Here is a 25,735-nt window from a genome sequence, read left to right as displayed (position 1 = left end):
CTTGCAGCTTGCAGCTTGCAGCTTGCAGCTTGCAGCTTGCAGCTTGCAGCTTGCAGCTTGCAGCTTGCAGCTTGCAGCTTGCAGCTTGCAGCTTGCAGCTTGCAGCTTGCAGCTTGCAGCTTGCACTTTTGTTATCATTCACCGCACGTTTTTTTCGCCAAACAGGACGTTTCAATGAATCTGCACGTTGTCATCCTCGCTGCTGGTCAAGGCACCCGCATGCGTTCATCCCTGCCCAAGGTGCTGCACCCCGTCGCCGGCAAGCCCATGCTGGGACATGTGATTGATTGCGCTCGGGCGCTGTCGCCGCAACGTATCCACGTGGTGATCGGACATGGCGCAGAGCAAGTGCAGGTTCGACTGGATGCTGCGGATCTCAACTGGGTGATGCAGCACGAGCAGCTTGGCACCGGACACGCGGTGGCGCAGGCAATACCCGACACCACTGGTGCCGAGCAGATACTGGTGCTCTATGGCGATGTACCGCTACTGCAAGTGGCGACGCTGGAGCAGCTGAGCCAGCAGGCCGGCACCCAGGCCCTGGGTCTGCTTACGGTCAGCATGCAGGACCCTACTGGTTACGGTCGTATCGTGCGCGATGCGGCTGGGCGGGTAATGGCGATTGTCGAACAGAAAGATGCCAGCCCTGAGCAACTGCAGATTACCGAGGGCAACACGGGCATCATGGCCCTGCCGGGCAGCCGCGCGGCCGAATGGCTCGGCAGCCTGTCCAATCAGAATGCCCAGGGCGAGTACTATCTCACCGACGTGGTGGCGCTGGCAGTTGCTGAATCCGTACCCGTCGAAGTGGCGCAGCCGGCCAGCGAGCCCGAGGTGATGGGGGCCAACAACCGTCTGCAACTGGCCGTACTGGAGCGCGAGTATCAGTCACGCCAGGCGCAGCGCCTAATGACCGAAGGCGTCACCCTGGCCGACCCGCAGCGGGTTGACGTGCGCGGCGAGCTGACGGTGGGCCGCGACATCAGTGTGGATATCAACGTCATTTTCGAGGGCAAGGTCAGCATTGCCGACAATGTGATCATCGAGGCCAACTGCGTTATTCGCGATTCGGTTATCGCCTCTGGTAGCCACATCAAGGCCTTCAGCCATCTGGAACAGGCCGAGGTAGGGGAGGACTGCGATGTAGGCCCCTATGCGCGTCTGCGTCCCGGAACCCGGCTGGCGAAGGGCGCCAAGATCGGCAACTTTGTCGAGACCAAGAAGGCCGTCATCGGCGAGGGATCCAAGGTGAATCACCTGTCCTATATTGGCGACGCCGAAGTGGGCAGCGAAGTAAACATCGGCGCGGGTACCATCACCTGCAATTACGACGGCGCCAACAAGCATCAGACGCGGATTGACGACGGCGCCTTTATTGGTACCAATACCGCTCTGGTAGCGCCGGTGACGGTAGGTGCCCGCGCCACTACCGCAGCAGGCTCTACCGTAACCCAGGATGTGCCGGCCGACAGCCTGGCTGTAAGCCGCGCCCGCCAGCGCAATATAGAGGGCTGGAAGCGCCCGCAGAAACGCTGAGGTAATCGCGGACGTTTGACGGTCAACGAGCGCGCGCACCGCCCAGGGATCAAAAACCGCTAATGCTGTTCTATATTGCATGAGAGGTTTCGAACTGGCTGGAGGTGCGCGCGCATGCTTACCCAATTAACGTCGTCTCTGCGTTCACTCGAACTGCCGTTGCGTATCTGTCTGGCGGGCAGCACCCTGGATCTGGGCCCAGACCCCAGAGTGACCCTGGAGATTCGCGACCCCTCATTGCTGCAGGAGCTGGCAAGCCCGACGCTCGACAAGCTGGGCGAAGCCTTCATTCAGCAGCGCATGGATATCCATGGCGCCATCATGGATGTGATTGCGGTGGCTGACCGCATGAGCAAATCGCTGCTCGGCGACCTGCCAGCGGAAAGCTCCGCGCCGCGCAAGGCCCACGATAAAGCAACCGACGCCGAAGCCATCTCCTACCATTACGACCTTTCCAACGATTTCTACGCGCTGTGGCTGGATCCGGAGATGATCTACTCCTGCGGCTATTTTCGTCATGCTTCCGACTCGCTGGCCAAGGCGCAGATTCAGAAGCTCGACCATTTGTGTCGCAAGCTACGCTTGAAGCCTGGCGAGCGCCTGCTGGATGTCGGCTGCGGTTGGGGCGGCCTCGCCCGACATGCCGCCCGGGAGTATGGCGTTAGCGTGGTTGGCATTACCCTCAGTCAGGCGCAGCTGAAGCTGGCAAGAGAGCGGGTGGCGGCGCAGGGACTCAGTCACCAGGTTCACCTGGAGCTGCTCGACTACCGCGACCTGAAAGGCGGCGAGCAGTTTGACAAGGTAGTCAGCGTGGGGATGTTCGAGCACGTCGGACACGTCAACCTTGATCGCTACTTTGCGATACTGCATGAGCAGGTGAAACCGGGCGGACTGGTGATGAATCATGGGATTACCGCCAAATACACCGACGGCCGCCAGGTGGGCCGAGGCGCAGGGCAGTTTATTGGGCGTTACGTGTTTCCGCATGGCGAGCTCCCGCATCTGGCCATGGCGGTCGCCAGCATGAGCGAGCAAGGGCTGGAGGTGGTGGATGTGGAAAGCCTGCGTCTGCACTACGCACGTACGCTGGAGCATTGGAGTGCCAATCTCGAAGCGCGATTGGACGAGGCGAGTGCCTACGTCGACGACCGAGCGCTGCGGATCTGGCGGATATATCTGGCTGGCTGCGCGTACGGCTTCGCCAGAAACTGGATGAATATTCACCAGATCCTGGCGGTCAAACCGCTACCGGATGGGCAACATCAGCTGCCCTGGACGCGTGCGGATCTTTATCGTTAAACGCCTTTCGGAAGATAGCCTGAGGCCATTAACACTGCTACATTGATAAACTAATTTTGTCTTTTGTTGGAGCAATTGCGTGTCGCTGATAGCCCTGGTTGAGGAAGATATTCCGCTTGGTAAAGCTCTGCCGTGGAATGTGGTAGACGCGGATGGCAAAGTGCTCTTTGCACACGGCCATGTGATCGACAACAAGCCCCTGTTGGGCCAATTACTCAAGCTCGGACTCTTTCGCTCTGCCCCACAAGCCGAGCGCGAATCACCTGCGAGCCCGGCGGCCGGGGCCATGGACGGACAGATATCCAGTCTGGCTCAGGTGCAGTTGGCTCCCGGTGATCTGGTGCAACTGCAAACGCTGCACCCGACCCATGCCGAGCGTTATCAAGTGCGCATGATCGGCTTCCACGCACCGGTCAGTCTGCTGGTCAGCGCACCCATGCAGCAAGGCAAGTTGGTGTTCGTCAAGGAAGGGCAGCAATTTCTGGTGCGCGGCTTCGTGGGCAAGGATGCGGTGGCCTACAAGACGCGAGTACTGAAATCCAATCTTTCGCCCTTTCCCTATCTGCATCTGGCGTACCCGGACAGCGTACAGTCCATGCGTATTCGCAGTTCAGCACGGGTCTCGGTGGAACTGGTCACCGCAATCAGCCGGGCTGACGGCAGCCAGGCGTCTGCACGCATGACCGATATGAGTGTGGGTGGGGCGCGCATGCTGTCGCCCAAGCCCTTCGCGCAGAAAGATGAAGAACTCAAGCTGTCGTTTCGCATCAACCCCGCGGGTCTGGACGTCTATCTCACCATCAATGCGCGGGTGCGTGCTGTCAGCAATGATGAAAGCCAGCAAGGGTTGATAGCGACAGGCGTGGAATTTGTTGATATCAGCGAGCAGGATCGCCTCTATCTGACCAACATGGTCTACCAGAACCTGCTCAAGGAAAATCTTTGATCCGCGCGCGCGTTGTATTCGGCCTGGCGCTGCTGGTTCCCCTGCTTGCCGCTGCAGCGCCTTCACAGCAGCTGCTGCTGGGCAATCAGCGCTTTGATTTTGCCGTTGCCGCCGATCCCGAAAGTCGCCAGCAGGGGCTGATGGGACGTGAGCTGACGGCCGGTACCGGCATGTTGTTCGACTTCCCGGCCGGCACGCGCCCGGCTATCTGGATGCACAACATGCGTATCAGCCTGGATCTCGTGTTCGTCGATACCCACGGCCGTATCAAGCAGCTGTTTGCCAACGTGCCGCCCTGCCGGCAGATGCCCTGCGCTATCTACCAAGCCGCCGAGCCGCTGCGTTACGTGCTGGAGATACCGGCCGGCACCATCCAGGCGCTAGGTATCAAGGCAGGCGACCAACTGGATATGGGCGCACTGCCAGCCTCGCCGCCAGCGCAATAACCGGCGCCGCTTCAGTCGGCTTCAGCGGGCTGGCGCCACTGTCCCTGGCTGACCTTTTCGCAATAGGCCTTGAGCACCGGCGCATCGTCAGCATCGCTGTAATAGTAGATGGATTGCTGGTATCCAACGCCATTGGTGCGCGATCCCTCGCATACGCCATAGGCACCCTCGGGACAGGCATCCACCATGCTGATGGCAAAGCTGCGGTCCGGAATCTGCGGGTGGCAGAAATTGGCCGAAAACAGGTTTTTCGGAATGGTCATGTTTTGCTGGCACAGCCGCACAGGCAGTTTCTGATCGCTGGATTCAATCAGGCAGGCTTGTGCCCAGAGGTTAGTGCTAACGAGCAGGCCACACAGCAAGGACAGTCGGATCATGGGTAGGCATCAGGTGGCAAAGGGGCTAGGTTACTGGCTCTGTACAGCTGCCCGCAAGCCTGCTTCCAGTTCGCCCACCGGCGGTAGCTCGGCGCTGATGAGCTCAACGCGGTTATCCTGTCGCCAGAGGCTGTCTTGCCAGCTTGGCGGACGCTCCGGTAAGAGATTGAAAGCTTTCCAGCCCTGATCAGTGTGCATGACGCCCTTGGCGCGAACCCAGGTCGCCTTGGCCAGCCAGCGTTGCAGGTCGACCAGACGAAATTGCTCTAGCGGCGACATGCGCCACCCCACGGAGTAGGGTGATTGCTGCAGCTGATGAGCGCTGATCCAGTTTGCCTGGTGCAACCATAATGCAGGCAGCATGGGGGGACCGGGCCGGGCCTCGGGCTGGGGAGCGCCCATTTGCCCGGCCGCCCGCTGCGGCAGTTGCTGCCACGTCAGGGCGCCATGCTCGGTAAAGCAGATGTTGGCGAACTCAAGAGTCTCGCGCAGACGCTGTCGATCTGCCTCACTCAACTGCTCGGCCTTATTGCACACCAGCAGCCCCGCCCGCGACAACGCCTGTTGCTGCGCGTCGGCCAGCGGACGGCCAGCGGCCAGCGCCGGGCTGTCCAGCACCATGATCAGCGGTTGCAGGGCCAATACACCCTGCCAGGGGGGCTCATCCAATTGTTGCAGCAACTGAAGCGGGTGACCCAAACCGGAAGACTCGATAAACACGCGGTCAGGCTTGGCCCGGCGTAGCAGACGGCCCAGGCCGACCTGAAAGGGCAGGCCGTTGACGCAGCACAGGCAACCGCCTGGAATTTCGCTCAGGCTGATATCGTGCGCAGATGGTTCGCTCAGCAGTGCCAGGTCCATGCCCACCTGACCAAACTCATTGATCAGCACTGCCCAGCGCTCATGTTGCGGTTTGTGTCTTAACAGGTGTCGCAGCAGCGAGGTCTTGCCGGCGCCCAGGGGCCCAGCTATCAAGTGCGTAGGTATCTGGGTCAGCATCGCCGATTTGCTCCGAGCAGCCAGGGTTCCACGTGGAACAAAATTTGCCAAATCTACTATTGATGGCTCTTTGAATAGAATAAGCCATTGATAAATAAAGCTTAATGTATTCTATGGATAGTGGCGCTGGTGCTTGGGTGCATGTGCTCATCGGGGGCTTCACCGGGGAAGGGATGCGGAGCCATCTCCAGATGCAGCTGCTGTTGCCCGTGCAAATCGATATAACCGTCGTAGCGATGCTCTCCGGTAACGGTAAACTCGAACGCGTACCGACGAACCAGACCTGGGCGCCCGCGCCGATTGCGCACAACGCGCATGCCCGTGAGCGCTATGCTGTCATCCAGCAGTTGCACATCGCTGCGCTCGCAATGTTTGCGGACCAGTCGCAGGGCCTGGTCGCGCAGCCCCAGTGTGCGCAGCAGCCACCAGCCGATCAGTATCAGCAGCATCAGGAGCGCAACATGACCTAGATTGAACACCGCAAGAACCCCCTGCAAATGCGTTTATGGACAAGCGTTGAGTATGCCACGTATTTCTGGCCGACTCAGGCCAGCGGGGCCTCCCAGACTTCGATTCGGTTGCGGCCGGCTGCCTTGGCAGCATAGAGCGCCTGGTCGGCCCGCTTGAGCAGGCTGTCGGCACTTTCATCGCGGCTTCGCTCGGCCAGCCCGGTACTAAAGGCCAGGGCATAATCCTGCTGCTGATAATGTTGTCGCTCGTCAGCCAGCGCCTTCTGCAGGCGACCCAGCATGCGCAGTGCTTCGGCCGTCCCGGTTTGTGGCATCAACAGCACGAACTCCTCACCGCCGATACGCGCAAATACGTCGCAGCTTCTGGCCTGTTGCTCGCACACCCAGGCAAAGCGCTGCAGGGCCTGATCACCGCCAAGGTGGCCCAGGCGGTCATTGAGCTGTTTGAAATGGTCCAGATCCAGCATGGCCAGACATAGGGGCGTGCCGTAGCGCTGCGCGCGGGCCAGTTCCTGCTGCAAATGCTCATGAAAGGCGCGCCTGTTGAGCACCCCGGTCAGGGGATCACGAGTGGCCAGCTCCTGCAGCTGCTCTGCCAGCCGGTGGCTGCGCGCCAGCACTCGCTGGGTGGTCATCAGGGTGCACCCGACAAAGCCCATCACCAGTGCCGGGATAGCGAAATTGTAGGGCAGCAGATAACTGAACGATTGGTATGGCTGGGTATAGGGCTGGTCGTGCCACCAGCCGTGGTAGCCCAGATAACCGCGCAGCAGGGTAGCCAGGGAATAGATGACCAGGCTGATGGCTACCAGCAACTGGGCCGGACGGGTGTGACTATCCTGCCTCGCGCTTAACAGTAACCAGATTGCCTGCGCCGGGAGCAGGCCGGCGATGGTGGAGTACACGCCCATGAGAAAATCGGAGTTGCCCGCGTAGAGCCAGTAATGGGTGTTGAACAGCGCCATCACGCCAGCGCTGGCCGGCACCGTCCACCAGGGCAGCGGACGACCCATAAAGCGGAAAATACCGAGCAGAAACAGCGCCTCGCCCGCCAGTTGGGCGGCGTTCCCCAGTACATTCAACCAGGGGTTGTGGGTCAGAATGAAGCCGATGAAAAGACCAATACCGCCAATCAGCGACCAACAGCCGGCCATCCAGAAGCCGGGGCCCTGCTCGGTGGGCACCATGAAGCGCAATGCCGTGGCGCTGACCGCGATGGCCAGCAACAGGCAAATGCCCAGCAACATCGGTGAGAAGTACAGCACGCCCATGGTAGTGTCGCATCTGAGCTGATTTTTGCCGGCAGTATATCCTCTTGACCGGCTGCTGTGCGGGTTCAGGTGCGGATGTCGGCCAGTTGAATATCAATGACGCGAATACGATCGGGCGCCGGATAGTGCCAACGCAGGTTCAGATCCCAGAAGCGCACCCCGTATTCGCGTTCGGGGCCGGGCTGCTGGTAGGCCGGTTTGGGGTCCTGAGCAAGGCATTGTTCAATCAGACCCGCCACGTCACTTTGCAGACGTGCCGCATGCTGTTGAGCCTGGCTGTACGCAACTGCAGACCACTCCACGGTGATTGCTGCCGGTGGGGCAGGAGCCAAGCCGTTGTGGGCATCAGGCAGGCTATCGGCGTAGGGTACATAGGGTTTGATATCAAGCACCGGCGTGCCATCGAGCAGATCCAGGCCCGAGAGCAGCAACTTGCCCTCGGCTATGCCGTCGAGTCGTACTACAGACTGACCGAGCGGATTGGGGCGGTGTGTCGCGCGGCTGGCGAATACGCCGATGCGCTGGTTGCCACCCAGCCTGGGCGGCCGCACGCGCAAGTGCTCCGGCCCGCTGTCGGCCGCATGGAAGATGAACAGCAGCCAGAGATGGCTGACCTGCTCCAGCCCGGCCAGCGCCTCGGCGCGATTGTAGGGTGCGAACAGCTCCAGTGTGCCGGTAGCCGCAGGCGCCAGTTGCGGTTGTCGGGGTATGGCAAACTTCTCGCGAAAGCACGAGTGCACTATGCCTATGGGTTCGAGAGTGTAGCCCATCTCAGTCGCCTGGCAGGGCCGGAATGCTGTCGGGGCGGTCTGCGGTGATCAGGTGGCTGCAGCCTTGTACCTCGATGATCTGCAGGTTCTCGGCCTGCTGCGCGCTTTGGCGCATGGCCTCGGCATTCAGGATGCGGTCATGCGAGGGAATGAGGATGGCGCCGAATTTGACGTGCTGAAAGATGTCGCTGCCGTTGTTCTCCATCCACTGTGCAAGATCCTTGATATTGCTGACAAAGGTCTTGCCGTAGCGCGGGTTGAAGGGGAGCGCCATGATCAGCTCGCGCTTGCGCGGATCATCCAGCGGACCGAACAGCTTGGCATTGGCGGGGCTGATCGGCTGCTGTTGCCAGGCAAACAGGTAGAAGGGCGCAAACCAGCGTGCCAGGGGTGGCACCGGCTTGTAGGGTTTGCCCTGCGGCAACACGGGCGCTTCGAGGATGACCTCTACCCGTTCGAACAGATCCGGGCGCTGGCGTGCTGCCTCCAGCGTCACGGCGCCGCCCCGCGAATGGCCGTGCACCCGTATGCGACTGCCGGTGGCCAGGTGCTCAAGCGCCTGATTGAGTACCGCAGCGTCGTAGGCGATGCTGCCAGCCCGCTGTTCCGGTACCTTGACCCAGTCGGCCTGGCTGAAACGGGGCTGGGTGACTGGTAGATGATAGTCTGCGCTGGTCAGCAAAATAAGCTGGAGGTCTGGATCCTGATAGTGTTCGGTGAAATAGAGAAAGTTCTCTACAAAACCGTGCATGACAATCACGCTGCCACCCGGCGCGTCGGGCCGGGTGCGCGCAATCACCGCTGAACCCACCTGATACAACTCGCCGGCGAAGGGCATGACCTGCTTTTGCGGCGACTCGCGGCGCAGCAGCCAGCGGCGCAGGCTGGTGACGATGAGCAGCAGCAGGCCGATCAGGCCTATCAGTAATTGCATCCGATCCAGCTCCAGAAAGAGTGATGACAGAACGACAGCATAACGGATTGCCACCTCTGGGTGGGCCACCCGGCTGGGCGATTGTGTAACCGCACCTTGATATGGCCAATCATCCGCGCTAAGGCGCGTCGTAGAGCCCTGCCTCGTCGGCCTCAAGTTGATAGCTGGCATCGGCTAGCTGATTGCTGGTTTGCGCTACCTGCAATTGGCCTTGAATCCACAGCGGCTGATAGATATCGGTTATCTCGATGCCCGCTGGGTAATCTACCAAAATGATCTGGTTGGGCGGCGGCGGTGGTACATGGATGCAGGCACCCGCGTAAGGCACCAGAAAAAACTGGGTATAACGTCCCCGTGCGTCGGCTTCGATGGGGACCGGATAACCGCCAATGCGGATGTACTGCTGGTCCATTTCTGCGACCACGCGGGTCGAGTACATGACCTCCGGCAGGCTGTTGTTCTCCTGGCGCAGGCTGCTAGTAAAGTCGCCGTTGGCATCCGGGCCGTTGCCGTGGTCGAGATCCGGCATGTCGAGCATGGCCTGGTAGTCCTCGGCGGGTAACAGGTCGAGCCAGTCGACCTCGCGCGGTTGCCCGGCGCTGAGCAGGGTGGGGGCGACCAGTAAACAGAGTAGAAGCAGGCGGCAGAGCGGCATTGGCAAGGGTCCTGAAGGCGGTATCAAGAATCAGACTGGCGCAGTCTGCGACGGTTCCGGCCCCGGAACAAGCCTGCGTTGGCCGGCCTACTCGGCCCAGCGCTCCTTGATTTCGACTATGGACTCCAGGCTGGCCAGGAAGCAGTCGACCAGTTGCGGGTCAAAATGTTTGCCGCGCTCGCTGCGGATCAGTGCCACCGCGTCTTCCACCGGCCAGGCTTGCTTGTAAGGTCGCTGGCTGGTGAGGGCGTCGAAGACATCGGCGATGGCCACAATACGCCCTTCGATCGGGATGTCCTCACCGGCAAGCCCTTTCGGGTAGCCGCTACCATCCCATTTTTCATGGTGGCTCAGGGCAATGCGCCGGGCCATCTGCAACATGCTGGCGTCATGCTCGCCAATAATCTGGGCGCCGATCTCCGGGTGTTGACGCATAATCTGCCACTCTTCGGCGTCCAGCTTGCCCGGCTTCTGCAGAACGGCGTCGGGGATGCCGATCTTGCCGACGTCATGCATTGGCGCGGCGTGCAGTAATTCGTCAGCATCTTCTTCGCTGTAACCGGCCGCCAGCGCGATAATGCGCGAAAAATGGCTCATCCGGATGACATGCAGGCCGGTCTCGTTGTCCTTGTATTCGGCGGCCATACCCAGACACTGAACAATGTTGAGGCGGGTTTCGCGCAGCACATCGGCACGCACCAACGACAGGTGCGTGCGCACCCTGGCCCGCACTATGGGGCTGCTCACCGGTTTGCTGATGTAATCCACAGCGCCCAGCTCGAACCCGCGGATCTCGTCTTCCACATTGCTCAGCGCGGTAACAAAAATGACCGGGATGGGATCAGTCAGTGGGTTGGCCTTGAGGCGCGCGCAGACCTGGTGTCCGGTCATGCCGGGCATCATCACATCCAGCAGGATCAGGTCCGGACGCTCGGTGCCGGCCAGCTCGAGGGCGCGTTCACCGTCACGGGCAAACAGCAAACGGTAATCGTCCTGCAGTATGTGTCGCAGCACATGCAGGTTTGACGGTTCGTCATCGACCAGCAACAGGGTGCGGCGGGTATCTTTCAGGGGCATGGCATCAGTCTTCAGTCAGGGGCAAGGCCAGCTCGCTCTCGAGCTGCTGCACGGCCAGGGCAAAGTCGAAATCATTCAGCGCCTGCTGTACCAGCTCCATGCGCTGTGGGGCCAACAGGCCCGCCAGTTGTTGCAAACGCTGTTCGTTCATCTCGCCGCGCTTGAAGCTGCTGATCAGGCTGGCCAGCATCTGGTTAAGCTGCTGGCGCTGGACCGGCGACAGGGGTGGTGCGCACCGGCTCGGCTCGGCGGGCTCGGCGGGTAGCGCTGTGATGGCCGCCTGCAGCGCTTGCTGCAGCGCTGCTATGCCGGGCGATAGCGCACCAGGCTCGGGCTGTGCCAGCTGCTGTTCCAGCGCTGCGCTCAACTGTTGAATCTGCTGCAGGCCGAGATTGGCCGCGCTGCCGCGCAGGCGGTGCAGCAGAGCGGCAGCCGTTTCCAGCTGCGCGCTGTCGAGCAGTGTCTGCAATTCCCGTGCGGCGTTGAGGTTAGCCAGCAGGAAGCGACTCAGGGCCTGTATCAGCACGCTGCGGTTGCCCCAGCGTTGCTCTGCCTCAGGCCAGTTTATCGGACCCGCAGACGCATCTCCGGTCTGGCTCTCCTGCACCGCCGGGCCCGACAGCTGCAGCACCCGTCGGATTTCCTGCATCAGCGCGGGGCGATCCACCGGCTTGGAGGCAAAGCCATCCATGCCCGCCGCCTTGGCGGCCAGGCGGTCCTTGTCCAGTACGCTGGCGGTCAGCGCGATGATGGGCGTGGGCGTGCGACCCAGATTGCTCTCGAAGCGGCGAATGATGCGCGTCGCTTCCAGGCCGCTCACCTCGGGCATCTGCATATCCATCAGCACCAGATCAAAGCGATCTTCGCTCAGCCGCTCGAAGGCGGCCAGACCGTTGCCGGCGCTGACGACGGTATGCCCGTCGGCGCGCAACATCAGCTCCATCAGTTGCACGTTGTCGGCAACATCATCGGCCACCAGGATGCGCAACGGTGGCAGACGCAGGCTGCTGTCCGCAGCGCTCTGGCGTCGCGTCAGGGCGGCGGCTGAAGCCAGCGGCAGCAGAACTTCGAAGCAGGAGCCGACTTTCAGCTGGCTTTGCACGCTGATGCTGCCGCCCATCAGCTCCACCAACTGGCGCGCAATGGTCGTGCCCAGACCGGTACCGCCAAAGCGCCGGCTCATGGAGGCGTCCGCCTGGGCGAAAGGGTCGAAAATCTGCTCGAGGCGCAGCGGGTCTATGCCAATGCCGGTATCACTGAGGCGAATGCAGATGCCTTCTTCGGCGTGACTCACCTGCAGCTCCACGCGACCTTGCAGGGTGAACTTGATGGCGTTACCCAGCAGATTGGTCAGCACCTGGCGCAGTCGCAGGGCGTCGCCGGTGTAATGATGCTGGTTGAGCTGATAATCGAAATCCAGCTGAAGCCCCTTCTGCGATGCCTCCAGGCGGAACACGTCGAGCAACTGCTGGCACAGATCGAACAGCGAGAAAGCCTGATTCTCAAGTTGTACTGCGCCCTTTTCCAGCTTGGCCGTGTCGAGAATGTCATTGAGCAGGCCGAGCAGCGAGCGCGCGGCGTTGTGCACCGTTCTGACGTGCTGGCGCTGGGCCTCAGGCAATTGGCTGTCGCCGAGCAGAACCTCGCTGAAGCCCAGTATGGCGTTCATGGGAGTGCGTATTTCGTGGCTCATGTTGGCCAGAAAGGCCCCCTTGGACTCGGCGGCCTGCTCGGCCCGCTCCTTGGCTTCCAGCAGGTCGACTTCCATCTTGCGCCGCTCACTGAGGTCGGTGGCCAGCACCACGACTTTGCGTGGCTTGCCGTCGGCATCGAGGATGGGATTGTAGTAGGCCTGAATATGAACGCTGCGCCCGTCAAAGTGGCGCAGACTGAACTCGCCGGCCACATAGGCGCCGCGCTTGAGGCGCGGCCAGAGATCGTCGTCCTGCTCGCCCGGCTCGAACAGCAGGGTGTGATGAGCACCCAGCAGATGGAATCGCGAGTAGCCACTGAGTGCCAGAAAACGTTCGTTGGCCGAGGTGATACGTGCATCCATTCCCAGCTCCAGCATGCCCTGAGCCTGGCTGATCGCGTAGACGATGCCTTCGAATTCGGCGTTGCGCAGTTTGCTGTCGGTGACGTCGATCATCACGCCGTCAATCCACTGGGTATTGCCGTGCTGGTCAAAGATGCCGCTGGCGCTTTCCGCGACCCAGCGCTCGCTGCCGTCGCGGTGGGTTATGCGGTACTCGACACTGTACTTCTCGCGTTGCTGGATGGCTGCCATCACCTGGTCGTAGCAACGCTGCTGATCATCCGGATGAATCAGGGCGGCAAAGCTCTGGCCGCCCTGCATGAATCCCTCGGCGGGCCAGCCGGTGAGCGATTCCACCGCTTCGCTGATGAACAGCATGGGCCAATCCTCTCGCGGCAGACAGCGAAAGGACACCCCGGGAATGTTGGCAATCAGCGAGCTGTACTGCTGCTCGCGCTCACGCAGCTCTTGCTCCAGCGCGACCCGCTCGCTGATATCGGAGGAAAAGCCCACCAGCAGATCGACACCCTTGACCTTGGTCTGACCCAGGGCCAGCCGCACCGGAAACTCGCTGCCGTCGCGGCGCAGGCCCATCAGTTCGGTAATGTTGTCCAGCGCGTGCGGCTTTTGCCCGGAGCCATAGTGCTGCAGAAAGCGCTGATGATTGACGTGGGTTTTCTGCGGCATCAGGGTACGGATGCTGCGTCCTATCACCTCTGCGGCCTGCCAGCCGAACATGCGTTCGGCAGAGCGGCTGAAATCCTGAATGATGCCGTGCTCGTCGGTGGTGATGATGCCGTCGATAGCGGTATTTACGATGGCGCTGATCTTCGCTTCTCGGGTCTGTATCTGCTGGTACAGCTGGCTGAAGCGCACTATGCCGTTGACTATGCCAACCAGGCCGCCCAGCACCAGCGCAGCCAGCGCGATGATCAGTCCCAGGGTCAGATGCTGGTCATACTGCGGCTGATAGTCTGCGGGCGCTACCCCAATGAAGCGTGCGGCGGCCATGCCGCTGTAATGCATGGCGGCGATGCCCAGCCCCATGACCAGGGCGGCGATAAACAGCGATCTGGTCGACTCCTGACGGAGTCCGAAGCGGATCCACAATGCCAGTATCGACACGCTGATGGCGATCACGATAGAGGCGGCGAACCAGGCAGGGTCAAAGCGCAGCTGGGCGTCCATACGCATGGCCAACATGCCCAGATAATGCATACAGCCGATGCCGGCGCCAACCAGAATGCCACCCAAGCCAAGCTCGACCCAGCCCAGTTCAGCCCGCGACAACAGCTGCAGGGCCACCAGGGACGCGCCCATGGCGGGCAGGATCGAAAGCAGGGTAATCACCGGATCGAAGCTGATCTGCATGCCGATATCCAGCGCCAGCATGCCGATAAAGTGCATGGCCCAGATACCGCCCGCCAACGCCGCAGCGCCACTGACCACGGCGCCATTGTGGGTCGAGCGGGTAGCCGCCTTGCGCGCCAGCCCGGCGACCTGCAGGGCCAGCCACGCGGCGGCAATGGCAAGCATGATCGACAGGAACATCAGCGAATGGAGGTGATGGGCGTGCAGCAGCGGGCCGGGATTCAATTCGGCCTGATAAAACCAGGAACCTGTCAGCAAGGCTTACTCCCGCTCTGCGCCAGTGCCCGGGGACGGGCCAGCGTCGTCTGCTACCTGTTAAAGAGGAGGCACAATGTCATCATAAGGCCACCCGGGCAGGCTGCCTAGTCGGCAGAGGAGTAGCTGTGTATCACACTGTATCGGCGGAGGAGGTGCCGGCTTTACTACCGTTCAGCAGGTATTGCCAATGGGTACGAATGGTGGTGAGCGACTGCTCGCCACCCAGCTGGCCGCGAAACAGCAGCACGCTGCCGAGCACCGTCGAGTATTGAATCAGTGCCATGGCCCTGGCCGTGCCGGGGGCGACCAGCGGCTCCAGCAATTGCGCGGTCTGCTCCACCCTGGCGGCATCGACTCTTGCCACTACCTCACGCGCGTAGGGGGCGCGCTGGGCGTAATCACGAATGGCAAACTCCACCTTCATGCGTTTGAACTCCACCGCCGGGCCTTCAAACATCAACTTCAGCACGCGGTCGACTTCCTGCTCCGGGCCCAGATCCGGGTTCTGCCCGGGCTGCCAATAGCGCAATCCCTGCATGCGCAGCGCTTGCCATTGATCGAGAAATAGCTGAATGAAGCTGCCAAGATCATCGAAATGCCAGTAGAAACTGCCGCGCGTTACTTTCAGGCGTCTGGCCAGCGGCAGTACGCGCAACTGATCGAACCCGCCTTCCAGAATCGCCTCGGTCGCGGCGATGAACCAGTCCTGCTGGCTGAGGACCGCCCGTCCGGTAGGGCGGCCGCGTGGTTTGGGTTTGCTGGGTGCGGGCATTACGGCTGTCTCGTTGGTACGCAAAGGCGGCATTATAAGCCAGACAAAGGCAGCGTCATACGGCTTTCCATACACAGTTGACAATACACATGTGTATTGAGACTTTGGTTGCCAGGACGCCCGCAGCCGGGCGATTGCGAACCGAGTCAGGAGTCACGTCATGTATCAGCAAACCGAACGGGGTCTGGATCTGCAGAAGCGCGTTGCAGCCTTTATGGATGCGCACATCTTCCCCAACGAACAGGCCTACGAGGAAGAAATCCGCGCCAACGAAAAGGCCGGCAACGCCTACACCACCGTCAAGCTGATGGAAGAGCTCAAGGCCAAGGCGCGTGCCGAAGGCCTGTGGAACCTGTTTCTGCCGGAAGCCGAGCACGGCCCGGGATTGACCAACATGGAATACGCGCCGCTGGCCGAGCTGATGGGCCGGGTACCGGGCATGTGGGCATCGGAAGTATTCAACTGCGGCGCGCCGGACACCGGCAACATGGAAGTGCTGGCGCGCTACGGCAGCAAGGAACACCAGGAACGCTGGCTGACACCCCTGCTCAACGGCGAGATTCGCTCCGCCTTCGCCATGACCGAGCCGTTGGTAGCCTCTTCAGATGCAACCAACATCGAAACCCGTATCGAGCGCGATGGCGACGAGTACGTGATCAATGGCCGCAAGTGGTACATCTCTGGCGCCGCCAATGACCGCTGCGAAATCATGATCGTGATGGGCAAGAGTGACCCCGAGCATCCCAATCGCCATCAGCAGCAATCGATGATTCTGGTGCCCAAGGACACGCCCGGTGTGACCATCCTGCGTGACCTCGGCTGCTACGGCTACATGGATCCGCCCTACGGCCATCCGGAAATCGTCTTCGACAACGTGCGCGTGCCAGCCAGCAATATGCTGCTGGGCGAGGGCCGGGGCTTCGAGATCGCCCAGGGCCGCTTGGGGCCTGGCCGCATTCACCATTGCATGCGCGTAATCGGCCAGGCCGAACGCGCGCTGGCGCTGATGTGCGAACGCCTGAGCAAGCGCGTGGCCTTTCACAAGCCGCTGTCGGAGCAGGGTGTATGGCGCGAGCGTATTGCCGAGTCGCGCATCATGATTGACCAGGCACGCTTCCTGGTAATGAACGCGGCCTACCTGATGGATACCGTGGGCAACAAGGTGGCAGCCAAGCAGATTGCGATGATCAAGGTGGCGGCGCCGAACATGGCCTGTCAGGTGATCGACTGGGCGATCCAGGCGCACGGCGCCGGTGGCTTCTCGTCTGACTTCCCGCTGGCGCAGCTCTATGTCTACGCCCGTCATCTGCGTACCGCCGATGGTCCGGATGAGGTGCACCGCAATGCGATCGCCAAGGCCGAGCTCAAACGCTTCCAGTAATGTGCTGACCGGTGAGCAGCCCGCAGTGTCACTCGATGCTATGGGTTTGATCGTTCCCACGCTCTGCGTGGGAACGCTGGTGAGGACGCTCCGCGTCCGTTTTTGAGTTGCATTGCCGGAAGGAGTGTCTTCTGGCGAGTCGTTTTTCGCCTTGACGGCGAGCCAAGGGGGACCGCTTGCCCGGCCCCCCTTAGCGATCCCCCGGGGCACCCGGCTACGCGGCCCTTCGGGTTCGCTGCGTTGCTCGAACGACCGGGGATGCTCGCAAACTCGGCGCTGCGCACCTCAGACATCGCGAGCACCTTTTTCCCGGTAGTTCTGCGCTACTCGCCCGCGTAGACGGGACGTTGGTTCGTGCATTCTGAGAGTTTCGATCGTTCCCACGCTCTGCGTGGGAATACCTGCCAGGACGCTCCGCGTCCGCTGTGCTGGTGCGTGCAATGAGAGGCCTCGGAGGGAGTGGACGCGGAGCGTCCAGGCGGCGGGTTCCCACTCGGAGCATGGGAACCATCGTGCGTTACTCGCAGCACCACCAGTATCACCGTGCGATCAGCGCCTCAACCTCGGCAATGCGCGCTTTCAGCGTCGCCATATCATCACAGCGCAGCGTGGCGTGACCAACCTTGCGACCGGCCTTGAAGGCCTTGCCGTAGTGGTGCAGGTGGCATTGCTCGATGGCGGTGACCTGGCTGGCGTCGGGCACTTCACCGATGAAGTTGAGCATGGCGGCTTCGCCCAGGGTGGCGGTGGCGCCCAGCGGCAGACCGGCGATGGCGCGCAGGTGGTTTTCGAACTGGCTGCACTCGCTGCCTTCGATGGTCCAGTGGCCGGAGTTGTGTACGCGCGGCGCGATCTCGTTGGCCTTTAGGCCGCCATCCACTTCAAAGAACTCGAAGGCCATGACGCCGACATACTCGAGTTTGCTCAGCACCTTGCTGACGTAAGCCTCGGCCTGCGCCTGCAGCGGGTGCGCGGTGCTGGCCACCGACAGCTTGAGGATGCCGTTCTCGTGGGTGTTGTGCACCAACGGGTAGAAACGGGTCTCGCCATCGCGGGCGCGCACGGCGATCAGCGACACCTCGCCGGTGAAGGGCACAAAGCCTTCCAGAATACAGGGCACGCTGCCCAGTTCGGCAAAGGCACCGACCACGTCTTCGGGATGCCGCAGCACCTTCTGGCCCTTGCCGTCGTAGCCCAGGGTGCGGGTCTTCATCACCGCCGGCAGGCCGATGCGCTTGACTGCGGCATCCAGATTGTCCTGCGACTGAATGTCGGCGAACTCGGGGGTAGGGATGCCGAGTTCCTGGAACATAGACTTCTCGAACCAGCGGTCGCGGGCGATGCGCAGGGCTTCGGCGTTGGGGTACACCGGGACGAACTGCGACAGGAAGGCCACGGTTTCGGCGGGCACGCTTTCAAACTCGAAGGTTACCAGATCAACCTCATCGGCCAGCTGGCGCAGGTGGTCCTTGTCGCTGTAGTCGGCGCGAATGTGCTCGCCGAGGGCCTGGGCGCAGGCGTCCGGTGCCGGATCAAGGAAGACGAACTGCTGCCCCAGCGGGGTGCCGGCCAGGGCCAGCATGCGGCCCAGCTGGCCGCCACCGATAACACCGATTTTCATGGTCGATTCCTCAGGTCTGACGCGGGTCGTCGTTGTTCAGCACGTTCTCGGTCTGCTGCGCGCGAAAATCCTGCAGCGCCTGGCTGAACTCGGGGTGCTTGCCGCCCAGTATGCTGGCCGACAGCAGCGCGGCGTTGATGGCGCCGGCCTTGCCGATGGCCAGGGTGGCGACCGGCACGCCGGCGGGCATTTGCACGATGGACAGCAGCGAGTCGACACCGGACAGCATGGACGACTGCACCGGCACGCCGAGCACCGGCAGATGGGTCTTGGCCGCGCACATGCCGGGCAGATGGGCGGCGCCACCGGCGCCGGCGATGATCACCTCGATACCTTTGCCTGCCGCTTCTTCGGCGTACTGGAACAGCAGGTCGGGGGTGCGGTGGGCAGAGACCACCTTCACTTCGTAGGGAATGCCCAGTTGATCCAGCATATCGGCCGTATGGCTCAGGGTGGACCAGTCGGACTTGGAGCCCATGATCACGCCAACCAGTGCGCTCATCTGTTTTGTGCCTCGCTCAGTGTTGCCGCCCGCGGGCGGTAAAAACCAACAAGCCACGGCAGCGAGCTGTCGTGGCTTGGAGAACACAGTTCGGGCGCTTCGGAGAACCGGCCGAGCTGCAAAATAGAATCAAGCGGCGAAGTATACCCCGATTGCCGACAATGCAGAATGCCGTATTGCCACATAAGCAGCTAGCTGGGGTCCCAGCCCCCTCAGCGCCGGGAGGAAACCGGGTAACGCGCCCGCGGAGTGGCCATCGGCAAGGGACCATCACCGATCTGGCGAAACTCGTTGGTTTCCGAGTCGTAGGCGCGAATCTGCGCGGTCTCGATGTCGTACACCCAGCCGTGGATAAACAGCTCGCCACGGGCCAGCCGCGAGGCGACCGACGGATGCGTTGCCAGATGCTGCAACTGCGCGATCACGTTCTCTTCGGTCATCATGCCGAGCTGCTCTTCCTGGCAGCTGCAGTTGTCTTCTACCACGATCTTGGCGACTTCGGCGTGGCGCAGCCAGGCCTTTACCGTGGGCAGCGAGTCCAGCGTGGCGGGGTTGAGCACCGCTTTCATGGCGCCGCAGTCGGAGTGGCCGCAGATGATGATGTGATGCACGTTCAGCGCCAGCACCGCAAACTCGATGGCGGTGGATACGCCCCCCATCATCTGGCCGTAGGGCGGCACCACGTTGCCGACGTTGCGCGAGACAAACAGATCGCCCGGCGAGCTCTGGGTAATCAGCTCGGGTGCGACGCGCGAATCGGCGCAGGTGATGAACATGGCGCGCGGCGTCTGCTCGTGCGCCAGTTTCTTGAACAGCTCCTGCTGCTCGGGATAGACCTCGTGGCGGAAGCGGTTGAAGCCGTCGACAATCTGCTTGAGGGCTTCTTCGGCCGTTTCAGTATGATTTGCATCGTTATTCATGTCGTAAGTCTCAATCATCGGTTTGGGCTATAGACGATCACTGTGGCACAGACGACACCGGCGCCAGGAGGCGCCGGTGCAGTAATTTGTCAGCCAGTGTTTCCACCGGCTGCCGGCGCGTGGATCAGGCTTCGATTTCGATCAGGATATCGCCGGGGGTTACGCGGTCTCCCTTGGCGACGTTGACCGCTTTCACGGTGCCGGCGATGGCGGCCTGAATCTCGCTCTCCATCTTCATGGCTTCGCTGACCAGTACCGCCTGGCCGGCCTTGACGCTGTCGCCCACGGCAACCAGTACGTCTACCACGTTGCCAGGCATGCTGGTGGTCACGTGGCCCGGCTCGCTCGCCTGCTTGCGCTTGCCGCTGCCTTCGCCGACGAAGGCGTTCAGCGGCTCGAAGACGGCCTCTTCCGGCATGCCGTCCAGGCTCAGGTAGAAGTGACGCTTGCCATCGCCCTTGACGCCCACGCCGGTGATATCGACGCGGTACGACTCACCGTGCACGTCAATGATGAACTCGGTAGGCACGCCTTCGCTGGCTGCGGCGGGAGCGCCTTCGCCTGGCAGCGGCAGCAGTTGTTCCGGTTTCAGGGTGCCGGCTTCGCGTTCTTCGAGGAACTTGCGGCCAATATCCGGGAACATGGCGTAAGTCAGCACGTCTTCTTCGGACTTGGCCAGCGCGCCAACTTCACCGCGCAGGCGATCCATTTCCGGCTTGAGCAGGTCGGCGGGGCGTACATCGATGACCTCTTCGCCGCCGATGGCCTGGCGTTGCAGCTTCTGGTTGATCTGGCCCGGCGCCTGACCGTAGCGGCCTTGCAGGTACAGCTTCACCTCGTTGGTGATGGTCTTGTAGCGCTCGCCGGCGAGCACGTTGAACACCGCCTGAGTGCCGACGATCTGCGAGGTGGGCGTCACCAGCGGTGGGAAACCGAGGTCTTCACGCACCCGCGGAATTTCCGCGAACACGTCCTGGATGCGGTCCAGCGCGCCTTGCTCCTTCAACTGGTTGGCCAGGTTGGACATCATCCCGCCCGGCACCTGATTGACCTGCACGCGGGTATCCACGCCGGTGAAGTCACTTTCGTACTGGTGGTACTTCTTGCGCACGGCGTGGAAGTACATGCCGATTTCCTGCAACAGCTCCAGGTCCAGACCGGTATCGAACTCGGTGCCCTTGAGCGCGGCCACCATGGATTCGGTGCCCGGATGGCTGGTGCCCCAGGCCATGGAGGAAATCGCGGTATCGATATGGTCGGCGCCGTTCTCGATCGCCTTGAGCTGGCACATGGAGGCCAGGCCGGCGGTGTCGTGCGAGTGGATGAACACCGGCAGGTCGAGCTCGGCTTTCAGCGCCCTGACCAGTTCGCCGGTGGCGAAGGGGGTCAGCAGGCCAGCCATGTCCTTGATGGCAATGGAGTCCACGCCCATGTCGGCCATGGCGCGGGCCTGCTTCACGAAAGCCTCGACCGTGTGCACCGGGCTGGTGGTGTAGGCGATGGTGCCCTGGGCGTGCTTGCCGGCGGCCTTGACCGCTTCAATGGCAACCTTGAGATTGCGCACGTCGTTCATGGCATCAAAGATGCGGAACACGTCAATGCCGTTCTCGGCGGCCTTGGCGACAAAGGCGCGAACTACATCGTCGCTGTAATGGCGATAGCCGAGCAGGTTCTGGCCGCGCAGCAGCATCTGCAGGCGGGTGTTCGGCAGCGCGGCGCGCAGTTGGCGCAGGCGCTCCCAGGGGTCTTCCTTGAGGAAGCGCACGCAGGCGTCAAAGGTCGCGCCGCCCCAGACTTCCAGCGACCAGTAGCCGACCTGATCCAGCTTGTCGCAGATCGGCAGCATGTCTTCGGTACGCAGACGGGTCGCCAGCAGAGACTGGTGGGCGTCGCGCAGGATGGTATCGGTAACGGTGATTTTGCGTGTGTTGCTCATTTTCTGTTCCTCATCAGCTGCAAGCTTCAAGCGCCAAGCTGCAAGCGGTGTGTCTTGTCGCTTGCGGCTTGAAGCTTGCCGCTAGTGTCATAGTCCGGCGTGGGCGGCAATCGCGGCTGCGATGGCGAGCGCCAGCTCCTCGGGTTTGCGTTTGATCGAGTAGTTCAGCAGCTCGGGGTGGGCTTCCACGAAGCTGGTGTTGAACACGCCGGAGCGGAACTCGGCATTACGCAGGATTTCCTGGTAGTACGGGGTTGTGGTCTTGACCCCCTGCAGGCGCATGTCGTCCAGCGCACGCAGGCCGCGGTCCAGCGCCTCTTCCCAGGTCATGGCCCAGACGATGAGCTTGAGACACATGGAGTCGAAGTTCGGCGGAATGGTGTAACCGGTGTAGATCGCGGTATCGACCCGCACGCCCGGACCGCCCGGTGCGTAGTAGCGGGTAACCTTGCCGAAGGAGGGGAAGAAGTTGTTCTTCGGGTCTTCGGCGTTGATCCGGAACTGGATCGCAAAGCCCTGGTGCTGGATGTCTTCCTGCTTGATCGACAGCGGCAGGCCGGAGGCGATGCGGATCTGCTCGCGGACGATGTCGACGCCGGTGATCTGCTCGGTAATGGTGTGCTCGACCTGAACCCGGGTATTCATTTCCATGAAATACACTTCGTCGTCGGCCAGCAGGAATTCGACGGTGCCGGCGTTCTCGTAACCGACCGCCTGCGCGGCCTTGACCGCCAGATCACCGATGTAGGCGCGCTGTTCCGGGGTTAGCTGCGGGCTGGGCGCGATCTCGATCAGCTTCTGGTTGCGGCGCTGGATCGAGCAGTCGCGCTCGAACAGGTGCACGGTGTTGCCGAAGCTGTCGGCGAGAATCTGCGCTTCGATGTGTTTCGGGTTGACGATGCACTTCTCGAGGAAGACTTCCGCGCTGCCGAAGGCCTTGGTGGCCTCGGAGATGACTCGCGGGTAGGCCGATTCCAGCTCTTCGCGGTTGTTGCAACGACGAATACCGCGACCACCACCACCGGACGTTGCCTTGAGCATGACCGGGTAACCGACGCGCTCGGCTTCGCGCAGCGCCTCGTCAAGATCTGCCAGATTGCCTTCGGTGCCGGGGGTGACCGGTACGCCGGCGGCGATCATGCTGCGGCGTGCTTCGGTCTTGTCGCCCATGCGGGTAATCACATCGGCTGCCGGACCGATGAACTTGATGCCGCGCTCGGCACAGATCTTTGCCAGCTCAGCGTTCTCGGACAGGAAGCCGTAGCCCGGGTGCAGGGCGTCACAGCCGGTTTCTACCGCCAGGTTAACCAGTTGGCGCGGGTTCAGATAACCGGCCAGCGGGTCGCTGCCGACGTTGTAGGACTCGTCGGCGCGTTTGACGTGCAGGGCATAGCGGTCGGGATCGGTGTAGACCGCAACCGAGGTGATGCCCATCTCCGCGCAAGCGCGGACGATGCGAACGGCAATCTCGCCCCGGTTGGCAATCAGAATTTTCTTGATCACGTACGCGTTCCTCGTGTGGGTGATCGAGTGGATGCTCGAAAGCTTTGCGTATCACCACGCCGGTGCGTGGCCGACGGGCGATACATTGCAAAATATTTCTTTGCTTACCCTAGGGGGCTGGCCTGCACATGTGAAATGAATAATATTTGGCTTATCTATAAGTAATTGCTTATACATGAGCCATGAGTCATCATTTCCGCCGCGTGGCGCGCTGTCGTCGAGCTTGTAAGAGCCTCCATACAGGATAGACCCTATGCGTAAATCGCTGCTGCGAATGACCCTGCGCCAATTGCAGGTGTTTCGCGCCGTGTGTGAAAGCCGCTCCTATAGCCGCGCGGCCGAGGCCATGTCGTTGACTCAGCCGGCGGTGAGTTTGCAGGTTCGCCAGCTGGAGGAGCAGGTCGGGCTACCGCTGTTCGAGTACGTGGGGCGCAAGCTGTACCTGACCGAGGCGGCCGAATCCCTGCTGCAGGCCAGTGGCGACATCTTTGATCGGCTGGACAGCCTCGAGATGAACCTCTCCAGCCTGCAGGGGAGCTTGCGTGGCGAGTTGCGGCTGGCGGCGGCGAGCAGCATCCAGTACGTGTTGCCGCACCTGTTGGCGGCGTTTCGCCGGCGCTTCCCGGAAATCAGCTTTCGCGTGGACGTGGCCAGCCGCGCACAGATCATCCAGCGGCTGAACGACAACCGCGATGATCTGGTGTTGATGGGGCTGGTGCCGGCGGATCGCGCGCTGGAGTTCTTTCCCTTTCTGAACAATCCGATTGTCGCGGTGGCCGCGCCCGATCATCCGCTGGCCAGTCAGCAACAGCTGCCGTTGTCGCGGCTGGAGGATGCCATGGTGTTGCAGCGCGAGGCTGGCTCGGGCATTCGCAAGGCCTGCGACGAATTCCTGCAACTCAAGCGCGTGCATCTGCAGCAGACGATGCAGCTGGGCTCGACCGAGGCGCTGGTGCAGGGCGCGATTGCCGGACTGGGCGTGGCATTGGTGCCGGGGCACGCGGCGGCGCCCTATATTCGCCATGGCGAGCTGGTGTGCCTGAATGTGGTGGAGCTGCCGCTCATGCGCAGCTGGTGCGCGGTGCATGCGCGCGGCAAGCGCCTCAGCCCGGTGGCCGAGGCGTTTCTGGCCTTCCTGCGGGAAGAGCGGGCACTGATTCGCCGTCTGGCCGAGCCCTTCGAGCCGCCAATCCCAATGGCCACCAGGGCAGCGGCAGCGCCTCAGTAAAGTCGCTGCGAGCGCTGGTCGGTCTGGCCAAGCAGTTCGGGGAAGTCGCAGAAGGTCGCCTGCAAGTGCTGGCTTTCGCGGTAATCTTCAATGGCGCGCCGATAGGCCATGCGCCGCTTGTCTTCCTGGCGGCGCCGCTCGCGGCGCAGATTGTTAGTCGAGCTGCTGTCACTGAGGTAGTCTGGATCAAAGGCCATGAGGCTTTCTCCCGCGTCACTGAGTTTTGGGCAACGGGCTCATCTTGCAGCGCACGGGATGACGTGATGATGACAGGCGATGACCGTCTGTCGCCAAATATGGAGAGCATGGAATGTTCGAGCTGGACCGGCACCTGGCGCAGGACATTGTCGACCGCGCCATGGCAATCCTGCCCTACAACGTCAACGTGATGGACCGCCAGGGGCTGATTATCGGCAGCGGCGACAGCAGCCGGCTGGATACCCGCCACGAGGGCGCGCAGCTGGTGCTGGCCAACCAGCGGGTGGTGGCGCTGGATGAACAGGCTGCTGCCTGTCTGGAAGGCGTCAGGCCCGGCATCAACCTGCCGCTGCTGCATGGCGGTCGTCTGGTGGGCGTGCTGGGTATTACCGGCGATCCTGATCAGGTACGGCCCTTTGCCGAGCTGCTGCGCATGACCGCTGAGATGCTGGTCGAGCAACGCGTGCTGCAGGCCGAGCAGCACTGGCGTGGCCAGCAGCAGGAGGCCTGGCTGGTCAACCTGCTGGACCGCAAATATGGGGTCGACAACCTCACCGAAGACGCCGAGCGCCTGCGCATGCGCTGGAGCTGGCCATTGCAGCCCTGCCTCATCTGTCTGGCGGCGGAAACCGATCATCAGCATGCCCAGGGACAACTGGTGATGCAGATGCGCAGTCGGCACCCCGCCGACATCATTCTGCCGCTGGGCCTGCATGATGTGCTCTGGCTGCGCAGTGGCAAGACCCACGCGCCCAAGCAGAGCTGGCTGGATAACGTCGACAAGCGCGAATGGCCGGTAGGACGCCTGCTGATTGCCGAGCCGGTAGCCAGTCTCGCCGATTTGCGCGAGGCCGGCGAAGCGCTGCTCAACCTGCGTGACTATGCGCAGGATCTGCGCCTGTCCGAGCGCCTGATTCGCCTGGTTGACTATCGCCTGGCAGTGCTGTTGCATCATCTGCAACCCTCCTGGACCGTCCATCAGCTGCTGGCGCCGCTAGAACCGCTGCGCCAGGCTGACGGCACCGGTCAACTGCTGCATACCCTGCGCATCTGGCTGGCGCACAACGGCCACGCGCAGAGCTGCGCGGCGGCTTTGGGCATTCATCGCAACAGCCTGCGTTACCGCCTGGAGCGCATTGCCGAGATCACTGGACTAAACCTTGATGCCATGCCGCATCGGGTCCTTCTGAGTATCGGATTGTCCCTGTTGCCCGAGCAATAGAGTCTGAC

Annotated in this window: 23 protein-coding genes; 7 read left to right on the top strand and 16 right to left on the bottom strand. The window is 61.9% G+C overall.

What is annotated here, in order from left to right; translation table 11 throughout:
- Nucleotides 1–174 precede the first annotated feature (174 nt).
- The 4 genes from glmU to V7756_RS11740 all read left to right on the top strand — a co-directional run bounded on the left by glmU (nucleotide 175) and on the right by V7756_RS11740 (nucleotide 4,227).
- Entirely contained in the window at nucleotides 175–1,536 is a 1,362-nt protein-coding gene (gene glmU, locus V7756_RS11755; RefSeq protein WP_335610363.1) for a bifunctional UDP-N-acetylglucosamine diphosphorylase/glucosamine-1-phosphate N-acetyltransferase GlmU, read from the top strand.
- A 114-nt stretch (nucleotides 1,537–1,650) separates the two neighbouring features.
- On the top strand, nucleotides 1,651–2,835 hold the full coding sequence (cfaB, locus tag V7756_RS11750; RefSeq protein ID WP_335610362.1) for a C17 cyclopropane fatty acid synthase CfaB: 1,185 nt from the start codon (nucleotides 1,651–1,653) through the stop codon (nucleotides 2,833–2,835).
- Between the two features lie 79 nt (nucleotides 2,836–2,914).
- Complete coding sequence (locus tag V7756_RS11745; RefSeq protein WP_335610361.1) at nucleotides 2,915–3,781, top strand: flagellar brake protein; 867 nt, start codon at nucleotides 2,915–2,917, stop codon at nucleotides 3,779–3,781.
- A complete protein-coding gene (locus V7756_RS11740; protein ID WP_335610360.1) occupies nucleotides 3,778–4,227 on the top strand; it encodes a DUF192 domain-containing protein in 450 nt (149 codons plus the stop codon). Before V7756_RS11745 ends, V7756_RS11740 begins: the two co-directional genes overlap by 4 nt.
- 11 nt (nucleotides 4,228–4,238) lie before the next feature.
- Here the strand turns inward: V7756_RS11740 and V7756_RS11735 are convergent, their stop codons facing one another.
- The 10 genes from V7756_RS11735 to V7756_RS11690 form a co-directional block, all read right to left on the bottom strand.
- Nucleotides 4,239–4,604 (bottom strand): NADH:ubiquinone oxidoreductase, encoded by a 366-nt coding sequence (locus V7756_RS11735; RefSeq protein ID WP_335610359.1) that lies wholly within the window; start codon nucleotides 4,602–4,604, stop codon nucleotides 4,239–4,241.
- A gap of 30 nt (nucleotides 4,605–4,634) precedes the next feature.
- Nucleotides 4,635–5,603, bottom strand: a complete 969-nt coding sequence (locus V7756_RS11730; RefSeq protein ID WP_335610358.1) for a CobW family GTP-binding protein — start codon at nucleotides 5,601–5,603, stop codon at nucleotides 4,635–4,637.
- A gap of 101 nt (nucleotides 5,604–5,704) precedes the next feature.
- Nucleotides 5,705–6,052, bottom strand: coding sequence for a DUF3301 domain-containing protein (locus tag V7756_RS11725; protein ID WP_335610357.1), 348 nt, complete (start codon nucleotides 6,050–6,052; stop codon nucleotides 5,705–5,707).
- 95 nt (nucleotides 6,053–6,147) lie between these two features.
- Nucleotides 6,148–7,344, bottom strand: a complete 1,197-nt coding sequence (locus V7756_RS11720) for a GGDEF domain-containing protein (RefSeq protein WP_335610356.1) — start codon at nucleotides 7,342–7,344, stop codon at nucleotides 6,148–6,150.
- Nucleotides 7,345–7,409: 65 nt separating this feature from the next.
- Entirely contained in the window at nucleotides 7,410–8,114 is a 705-nt protein-coding gene (gene tsaA, locus V7756_RS11715; protein WP_335610355.1) for a tRNA (N6-threonylcarbamoyladenosine(37)-N6)-methyltransferase TrmO, read from the bottom strand.
- Between the two features lies 1 nt (nucleotide 8,115).
- Nucleotides 8,116–9,048 carry an alpha/beta hydrolase gene (locus V7756_RS11710; protein ID WP_335610354.1) on the bottom strand — a complete coding sequence of 311 codons (933 nt, stop codon included), beginning with the start codon at nucleotides 9,046–9,048 and terminating at the stop codon, nucleotides 8,116–8,118.
- 118 nt (nucleotides 9,049–9,166) lie between these two features.
- Nucleotides 9,167–9,703, bottom strand: a complete 537-nt coding sequence (locus V7756_RS11705) for a DUF3299 domain-containing protein (protein WP_335610353.1) — start codon at nucleotides 9,701–9,703, stop codon at nucleotides 9,167–9,169.
- Nucleotides 9,704–9,790: 87 nt separating this feature from the next.
- Complete coding sequence (locus V7756_RS11700; RefSeq protein ID WP_335610352.1) at nucleotides 9,791–10,780, bottom strand: two-component system response regulator; 990 nt, start codon at nucleotides 10,778–10,780, stop codon at nucleotides 9,791–9,793.
- A 4-nt stretch (nucleotides 10,781–10,784) separates the two neighbouring features.
- Nucleotides 10,785–14,444 (bottom strand): PAS domain S-box protein, encoded by a 3,660-nt coding sequence (locus V7756_RS11695; protein WP_335610351.1) that lies wholly within the window; start codon nucleotides 14,442–14,444, stop codon nucleotides 10,785–10,787.
- 130 nt (nucleotides 14,445–14,574) lie between these two features.
- A complete protein-coding gene (locus V7756_RS11690) occupies nucleotides 14,575–15,216 on the bottom strand; it encodes a TetR/AcrR family transcriptional regulator (protein WP_335610350.1) in 642 nt (213 codons plus the stop codon).
- A 160-nt stretch (nucleotides 15,217–15,376) separates the two neighbouring features.
- Here V7756_RS11690 and V7756_RS11685 point away from each other — a divergent pair, with 160 nt between their 5' ends.
- Nucleotides 15,377–16,597: an acyl-CoA dehydrogenase family protein gene (locus V7756_RS11685; protein ID WP_335610349.1), complete on the top strand. Its 1,221-nt coding sequence runs from the start codon at nucleotides 15,377–15,379 to the stop codon at nucleotides 16,595–16,597.
- A 538-nt stretch (nucleotides 16,598–17,135) separates the two neighbouring features.
- Here V7756_RS11685 and V7756_RS11680 read toward each other — a convergent pair.
- The 5 genes from V7756_RS11680 to V7756_RS11660 form a co-directional block, all read right to left on the bottom strand.
- Complete coding sequence (locus V7756_RS11680) at nucleotides 17,136–18,218, bottom strand: 5-(carboxyamino)imidazole ribonucleotide synthase (protein ID WP_335610348.1); 1,083 nt, start codon at nucleotides 18,216–18,218, stop codon at nucleotides 17,136–17,138.
- Nucleotides 18,219–18,228: 10 nt separating this feature from the next.
- Entirely contained in the window at nucleotides 18,229–18,720 is a 492-nt protein-coding gene (purE, locus tag V7756_RS11675) for a 5-(carboxyamino)imidazole ribonucleotide mutase (RefSeq protein ID WP_335610347.1), read from the bottom strand.
- A gap of 212 nt (nucleotides 18,721–18,932) precedes the next feature.
- Complete coding sequence (locus tag V7756_RS11670; protein WP_335610346.1) at nucleotides 18,933–19,640, bottom strand: carbonic anhydrase; 708 nt, start codon at nucleotides 19,638–19,640, stop codon at nucleotides 18,933–18,935.
- A gap of 124 nt (nucleotides 19,641–19,764) precedes the next feature.
- Complete coding sequence (gene oadA, locus V7756_RS11665; RefSeq protein ID WP_335610345.1) at nucleotides 19,765–21,576, bottom strand: sodium-extruding oxaloacetate decarboxylase subunit alpha; 1,812 nt, start codon at nucleotides 21,574–21,576, stop codon at nucleotides 19,765–19,767.
- A gap of 87 nt (nucleotides 21,577–21,663) precedes the next feature.
- Nucleotides 21,664–23,079 carry an acetyl-CoA carboxylase biotin carboxylase subunit gene (locus V7756_RS11660; RefSeq protein WP_088275855.1) on the bottom strand — a complete coding sequence of 472 codons (1,416 nt, stop codon included), beginning with the start codon at nucleotides 23,077–23,079 and terminating at the stop codon, nucleotides 21,664–21,666.
- 253 nt (nucleotides 23,080–23,332) lie between these two features.
- Between V7756_RS11660 and V7756_RS11655 the strand changes: the two genes are divergently transcribed.
- Nucleotides 23,333–24,307, top strand: a complete 975-nt coding sequence (locus tag V7756_RS11655) for a LysR family transcriptional regulator (RefSeq protein WP_335610344.1) — start codon at nucleotides 23,333–23,335, stop codon at nucleotides 24,305–24,307.
- On the opposite strand, the gene V7756_RS11650 is transcribed toward V7756_RS11655, so the two are convergent.
- Nucleotides 24,301–24,504, bottom strand: coding sequence for a PA3496 family putative envelope integrity protein (locus V7756_RS11650; protein ID WP_335610343.1), 204 nt, complete (start codon nucleotides 24,502–24,504; stop codon nucleotides 24,301–24,303). The two genes, V7756_RS11655 and V7756_RS11650, sit on opposite strands and share 7 nt — an antisense overlap.
- Nucleotides 24,505–24,617: 113 nt before the next feature.
- Between V7756_RS11650 and V7756_RS11645 the strand changes: the two genes are divergently transcribed.
- The gene (locus V7756_RS11645; protein WP_335610342.1) at nucleotides 24,618–25,727 is read left to right on the top strand and encodes a sugar diacid recognition domain-containing protein; all 1,110 of its coding nucleotides are present in this window, start codon (nucleotides 24,618–24,620) and stop codon (nucleotides 25,725–25,727) included.
- Nucleotides 25,728–25,735: the final 8 nt, after the last annotated feature.

It is taken from the genome of Halopseudomonas sp., assembly GCF_036961105.1.
Taxonomy (GTDB): domain Bacteria; phylum Pseudomonadota; class Gammaproteobacteria; order Pseudomonadales; family Pseudomonadaceae; genus Halopseudomonas.
The sequence above is the reverse complement of the archived record's forward strand: the minus strand, read 5'-3'. Positions and strand labels throughout refer to the sequence as shown.